Here is a 6,214-nt window from a genome sequence, read left to right as displayed (position 1 = left end):
GGACCGTACGGGCGGTGCGGTCGGGGCCCGCGGTGCCGGTACGGTCCGGAGCCCCGGCCCCGACCGAACCCGCACGCCGGGGCAGCGCCTCGTACGCGGCCGCGAAACAGATTTCCGCGGCCTCGCGCAGCTCCGGATCGGCGAGGCCGAACCGCGCCGCGTCCTGCCACAGCGGGTTGCGCGGCGCCGGTGCCGGGCCGGCCCGCTCCGCGAGCGGCTTGACGGTCCGGTAGGCGACCTCGGCGGCGTCCGGGTCGTCGAACAGCGCCGCCGTCACCGCGAGCGGCACGATCCAGCCGTCCTCACCCGGCTGCGCGTCGATCATGCGGAGCTCCAGATGACCGCGCGGCCGTACCGGCGGGAACAGCGTGGTCATGTGGTACGCGAGGTCCTCCCGGTCCGGTGGTGCGGCGGACCGCGTCCAGTCCCGGAAACTGAGGCCCTTCGGGACCTGCCAAGGCCCCTCGGAGGCGCGTACGCACATCACCGGCGCGTCGAGCACACGACGGGCCCAGGCCGCACGGGGATCGCCGTCCAGGGGCGGCGCGTCGGTGCGTCCGGGGTCCATCGACGCCCAGAGCGACTGCCGGGTGGAACGCCAGCCCGTGCGCCGCCCGCAGGCCATCGGCGAGTGGGCGAACGCGGCCACCAGGACCGCGCCGAGCTGATGGGCCAGCCACCAGCGGCGCCCGTGCCCGAGCGGGCCCGGTTCCTCGTATCCGGCGTCCACGCACACCTGGACCGAGGCCGACGTGCACATCATGGCGCGGCCCTCGGGACCCGCGCGGTCGAGGTACCGCTCCATGGCGTCGTATCTGGGCTCATGGAGGTAGCGGCTCGGGGGGTTCCAGGGGTCCTGGCCGAAACCGCTGAGGCCGAGGCCCGCCTCGCGCAAGGCGGCGCGTACGGCGTCGAGGTCGGCCGAGACGGATCGCACGCACTCCATCAGGGAGGCTGCGGGGGCGGAGCTGAGTTCGAGCTGTCCACCCGGTTCGACGGTGAGCCCCGAATTCAGGGGCAGGGTCCGCACCGCGGCGTACGCCGCTTCGAGTCGTTCGGGGGGTATCGGGAGCCGCGGCTCGCGCAGCTCGTGGATGAGCCATTCCACCTCGACACCGAGGAGGCGGGGCGGACCGGTCTTGAAGCAGATGCCACGGACCAGTGCCTCCACCTCGGCCTCGGTGACAGAGGAGCGTCGTCGCTCCGTACAGTCACTCACCGAATCGGACATGTCTGGATCCTCCTGAGATTCCACCATGCCGCCGGCCCGGGGCCTGGTGGGCCGGACCGGCAATGACTGTTCCACCCAAGACCCTTTCGGCGGTTCGCACAAGGGTGCAAATCGAATCTTTGGGGACCGGGAAGCACTGTTCGCGGGGCCGCGAAACTCTGTTGCGCCGCAGGACCAGCATCACTCACGATGCGTTCATGGGCACGACGGGGGAGCGCACGCAGGCCGCGCCCGTGGCGCGTACGGGGGTCGCGCCATGAGCGCGCGCCTGCGTGCGATCGCCCGGGAGACCGAGGAGATCGTGGCGGCCGGGGGCTACCGCGGACCCTCCGGGGGCGAGGTGTCCATCGCCGTGGCGGTCGAGGCGGCGCGGGCCGGGACGGTGCTGCACGGACCGGAGCCGGTGGGGATACCGTCGGTGACGCCCGTCGTGACGTCGTTCGAGGTCACGGGCGAGAGCAGCCTGGAGGCGGCCCGTCGGCTGGTCTCCGGGGGCGGGGACCCGATCGCCGTGCTGAACTTCTCCTCGGCGCGCAACCCCGGCGGCGGTTATCTGAACGGTGCGCAGGCCCAGGAGGAGGCCCTCTGCCGGGCTTCCGCGCTGTACACCTGTCTGCTGCGGGCCCGCGGTTTCTACGATCATCACCGCGCCCACCGTGACGCGTTCTACACGGACCGTGTCATTCACTCGCCCGGCGTACCGGTGTTCCGGGACGACCGCGGCAGGCTCCTCGACGAACCGTTCCGGGCCGGTTTCCTGACCGCGGCGGCACCGAACGCCGGGGTCGTCCTGCGCACCGCCCCGCGGCGGGCGGCTGACCTCCCGGGCGCGCTGGCGGTCCGTGCCGAACGCGTCCTGGAGACGGCCGCCGCCCACGGCTACCGCCGCCTGGTCCTCGGGGCCTGGGGCTGCGGGGTGTTCCAGAACGACCCCGCCCAGGTGGCGCGGGCCTTCCACGGGGTGCTGGCCGGGGGCCGCCTCGACGGGTACTTCGACCAGGTGGTCTTCGGCATCCTGGACCGCACACCGGGCCGGACCACCCGCGCGGCGTTCGAGCGGGTGTTCGCAACCGAGCCCCGCCCGGCGTGAAGCCTGCGCCGGGCTTGGAGCCCTCCCCCGGCGTGGAGCCCGCCGGGCGTTCCGCCCGCCCTCGCGTGGCCGCCGCCCGGTGCCAAGCGACCGCGCCGCTCGGGCGCCCCGGACGGCGCGAGGTGGCCGCCTCGCCGCACGGCCCTCACAGGGGAGCGGGGGAACCGGGGAGCCGGGGAGCTGGGAAAGGGGACGCTCAGCGCCAGCCGTAGCGCTCGCGCAACCGGTGGACGACGGAGTTGAACCGCATCCGGTCCAGCGCGCACGCCTCCCGCCGCATCCCGTCCTCGTGCAGCCGCAGCACGCGGTCCACGTTCACCCAGGAGTCCCGCCCGGTCCGGTCCCACGGTCCGCTGCCGATCGGCACCCATTCGCGGTCGCCGTTGTGCGCCTTGCTGGAGAGCTGGACGGCGAGCAGTGTGCCCGCGGCCTCCCGGGCCACGACCAGCACCGGGCGGTCCTTGCCCCGGCCGTCGTTCTCCTCGAAGGGGACCCACGTCCAGACGATCTCCCCGGGATCGGGGTCGCCGTCGTGCGCGGGGGCGTACTCGGTCTTCACGGGGCCGACCTCGCGGGGCTCGGCCTCGCTGGTGGCGGAGGGGCCGTAGCGGCCGGGGACGGCTTCTTCGGTGTCATCGGTAAAGGCAGTCACGCGGGCCACGGTAAAGCCTGCGCGCCAGGTCGCGACGGGCGGGTCCCGGGCCGGAGGGCCCAGCACGGCTCCGGGGTGGGCTCAACTTCCGCGCGGCTCACGCCCTGTGGAGTGCGGCGCGCCGGGGGACACGGCGACGGGCGTACGGGAGTCGTCGTCCAACTCCCGTACGCCCGGGCCCTACTGGTCGGAACCACTCGTGCCCGTGCGCCTCAGCGCACCGATCTCACCCCTCGTCCTTCTCCACGGGCACCTTCTCGCTCACCGGCGGCACGAACCCGTTGAGCTCCGCCGCCGGGCTCTTGGCCGGGGTGCCCTCGGGGTTCATCGAGGAGAGCAACTGGCGTGCCAGGCCGAGGCCCGTGCCGCCCATCGTGAGCGCCTTGGCGAACAGGTCCGACATGCCGTCGGCGCCGTTGAGCAGCACCATGTGATCCACGTTGCCGAACGCGCTCGCGCCCGCCTGGACGATCTCCGGCCAGTTCTCGGCGAGTTGCTGGGCGACCACGGCCTCCTGGTTCTCGGCCAGCGCGGCGGCGCGGGCCTGGATGGCCTCCGCCTCCGCGAGACCCTGGGCCCGGGTCGCCTCGGCTGCCGCCAGGCCCTTGGCCTGCGCGGCGGCGGCCTCGGCCTCGCCGGTGGCGCGGGTCGCCTGGGCGGCCGCGGCACCGCGTGCCTTGGTCGCCTCGGCCTCGGCGCTGGCCGCCGTCTTGACCTGGGTCGCCTCCGCGACCGCGGCGAGCTCGGTCTCCTTGGCCTTGGCCTGCGCCGCCGAGATCCGGGCGTCACGCTCGGCCTCGGCCCGTGCGCGGATCTCGTACGCCTTGGCGTCCGCCGGCTTGCGGACGTCCGCCTGGAGCTGCTGCTCGCGGCGGTGCGCCTCGAGCTCGGCGACCCGTGTCTCCTGGACGACGACGTCCTGCTGAGCGGCGGCCGCCGCGAGCGGACCGGCCATCTGCGCCGTCGCCGCCGCCTTGTCCCGCTCGGCCTGGTAACCGGCCTGCTGGATCTCGCTGTCCCGGGTCGCCTCCGACATCCGCGCCGCGGCCTTCTGCTCGGCCTCGGTGGCCAGCCGGTTCGCCTCGGCCTGCGCGATACGGGCATCACGCTGGACGGCGGCGGCGTGCGGCATGGCCAGGTTCCGGATGTACCCGGTCGGGTCCTCGATCTCGTGGATCTGCAGCGAGTCGACGATCAGGCCGAGCTTCTCCATCTCCGTACCGCAGGCGGCCCGGGTCTGACCGGTCAGCTTCTCCCGGTCGCGGATCATGTCCTCGACGGTCAACCCGCCGACGATGGACCGCAGATGGCCGGCGAACACGTTGTGCACCCGCTCCGCCATCATCTTCTGCTGGTCGAGGAAGCGACGCCCCGCGTTGGCGATCGACACGAAGTCGTCGCCCACCTTGAAGATGACCACGCCCCGCACCTTGAGCGGAATGCCCTGGGTGGTCACGCAGTCCACATGCAGTTCGGTCTCGTTGAGGTCGAGCGAGATCTTCCGTACCGCCTGCACGCCGGGGACCACCAGCGTGCCGCGCCCCGTCACGATGCGGAATCCCATGCCTTCCTCGAGGCCTTCGGTCCGATGCTTCGAACCGGAGATGATCAACGCTTCGTTGGGCTCCGCGACACGCCACATCAGCTTGAAGACCACAACGATGAAGATCAGTGCGAGGACAACCGTCCCCGCCACGACGCCGACAACCATCGGCATACGCCCCCTTTGGATGGTGCCCTTTCGGCACCGAACGAACGGGAGTGTGCTCCTCGCCGACAGCGGAATACAGGGGTGCGCGAATCCTTGTTGCGTTCTTGACGCATACGGTTCTCACCTGGGACGAGGGCAGCTCAACTGTCGTATGGAAAACGTCAGTTAGCCCTCCAGGAGGAGCGGCCGGAGCCGCGAGCCGACGCGGGCGCGCTCAGTTCTCGTACGCGGCCGAGACGTACACCGTGCGCGGCGGCAGGTACTCCACCACCATCACCACCGTGCCCCGCTCGAGACGGTCCTTCGGCGCGGCCGGATACGCGAGGAAGTGCTCGGCACCGCCGCGCACCCGGACCATCACCTCGCCGACGAGCCCGGGTCCGACCGTGCCGGTGACGCGTCCCATCAAACCGACCATCGAGGCATCGTCCATGGCCACAGCCTAAGGCCGGAACTCCCCTACACGGCCGGGGAGTCCACGACGGCTTCGCGCGGAGGCCACCGCTCGTGCCAGCGCAGGTCCGCCTCCAACTGCGCGGCCAGCGACACCAGCAGCGGCTCGCTGTCCGCCGGTCCGAGCAACTGAGCGCCGACCGGAAGTCCTTCGCCGACGAAGCCCGCGGGAACATTGACCCCCGGCCAGCCGAGAACGTTCCACGGCCAGGCGTACGGGCAGGCGGCGATCATGGCGCGGTCGGTGCGCAGCCCGCTCAGCCCGAGCATCGCGCCGATGGCCGGCGGGGGAGCGGCGGTGGTGGGCGCGAGCACCACGTCGTAGGTGTCGAAGAGCGCGCCGACGCGCCGTCGCAGTCCGGCCTCGGCCCGGCGGGCCGCCCGCAGCGGAGCGCCGCCGAGCAGCCGGCCGAAGCGCGCCGCGCCGTGCGTACGCCGGTCGAGGAGTTCGGGGAACGGTACGGCGCGCACATGTTCGGCGATGCCCGCCGTGGCGCGCGGTACGAACGTGAGCCCGATGGGCCCGTAGCGGGGATCGGCCTCCTCGACCGTGTGCCCGAGCGAGGCGAGCCGCTCCGCGAGCGCGAGGACCTTCGCCCGTACGGCGGGGTCGAGCCGGGCGGGCAGCGCGGTGAAGGGCGGTTTCAGCGACAGCGCGATACGCAGCCGGCCCGGATCGCGGCCCACGGCGTCGTGGACGCGCAGCGCGGTCGGCCGGTGCAGATCGCCCGCGTGGCTGCCGCTCGCCGCGTCCAGCAGCAGGGCGGCGTCCGCGACGGTGCGGGCGAGCGTGCCGTTGACCGTGATGCCCTGGAAGGACTCCGGGCGCGGCCAGGTCGAGATCCGGCCGCGCTGCGGTTTGATGCCGACCAGATGGGTCCAGGCGGCCGGGATGCGCACGGAGCCCGCGCCGTCCGAGCCCAGCGCCGCGGGCACCAGGCCCGCGGCCACGGCGGCCGCGGAGCCCCCGGACGAGCCGCCCGGGGTGTGCCCGTGATGCCAGGGATTGCGGGTCGCGCCGAAGGCCGGGCCCTCGGTGAAGGGCCACTGGCCCAGTTCGCAGGTGTTGGTCTTGCC

The 6,214-nt window shown here is 73.0% G+C and carries 6 protein-coding genes; 1 reads left to right on the top strand and 5 read right to left on the bottom strand.

The window, feature by feature from the left end; genetic code table 11:
* A partial coding sequence (gene egtA, locus ACWEBX_RS36380) for an ergothioneine biosynthesis glutamate--cysteine ligase EgtA (RefSeq protein ID WP_451889022.1) occupies nucleotides 1–1,231 on the bottom strand: 1,231 nt, incomplete at its 3' end.
* Between the two features lie 256 nt (nucleotides 1,232–1,487).
* Between egtA and ACWEBX_RS36375 the strand changes: the two genes are divergently transcribed.
* Nucleotides 1,488–2,321, top strand: coding sequence for a TIGR02452 family protein (locus ACWEBX_RS36375; RefSeq protein ID WP_451889021.1), 834 nt, complete (start codon nucleotides 1,488–1,490; stop codon nucleotides 2,319–2,321).
* A gap of 196 nt (nucleotides 2,322–2,517) precedes the next feature.
* Here the strand turns inward: ACWEBX_RS36375 and ACWEBX_RS36370 are convergent, their stop codons facing one another.
* The 4 genes from ACWEBX_RS36370 to ACWEBX_RS36355 form a co-directional block, all read right to left on the bottom strand.
* Nucleotides 2,518–2,973, bottom strand: coding sequence for a type II toxin-antitoxin system PemK/MazF family toxin (locus tag ACWEBX_RS36370; protein WP_451889020.1), 456 nt, complete (start codon nucleotides 2,971–2,973; stop codon nucleotides 2,518–2,520).
* A 226-nt stretch (nucleotides 2,974–3,199) separates the two neighbouring features.
* Nucleotides 3,200–4,690, bottom strand: coding sequence for an SPFH domain-containing protein (locus ACWEBX_RS36365; protein WP_451889019.1), 1,491 nt, complete (start codon nucleotides 4,688–4,690; stop codon nucleotides 3,200–3,202).
* Between the two features lie 208 nt (nucleotides 4,691–4,898).
* The gene (locus ACWEBX_RS36360) at nucleotides 4,899–5,123 is read right to left on the bottom strand and encodes a hypothetical protein (protein WP_451889018.1); all 225 of its coding nucleotides are present in this window, start codon (nucleotides 5,121–5,123) and stop codon (nucleotides 4,899–4,901) included.
* A gap of 20 nt (nucleotides 5,124–5,143) precedes the next feature.
* Nucleotides 5,144–6,214 (bottom strand): amidase (locus tag ACWEBX_RS36355; RefSeq protein ID WP_451889017.1); only part of this gene is annotated, 1,071 nt, incomplete at its 5' end.

The organism is Streptomyces sp. NPDC005070, from assembly GCF_053600395.1.
The sequence above is the reverse complement of the archived record's forward strand: the minus strand, read 5'-3'. Positions and strand labels throughout refer to the sequence as shown.

Bases quoted from the DNA above. Each gene is read 5' to 3' on its own strand.
- ACWEBX_RS36375 (WP_451889021.1), top strand. From the start codon at position 1,488: ATGAGCGCGCGCCTGCGTGCGATCGCCCGGGAGACCGAGGAGATCGTG.
- ACWEBX_RS36365 (WP_451889019.1), bottom strand. From the start codon at position 4,690: ATGCCGATGGTTGTCGGCGTCGTGGCGGGGACGGTTGTCCTCGCACTG.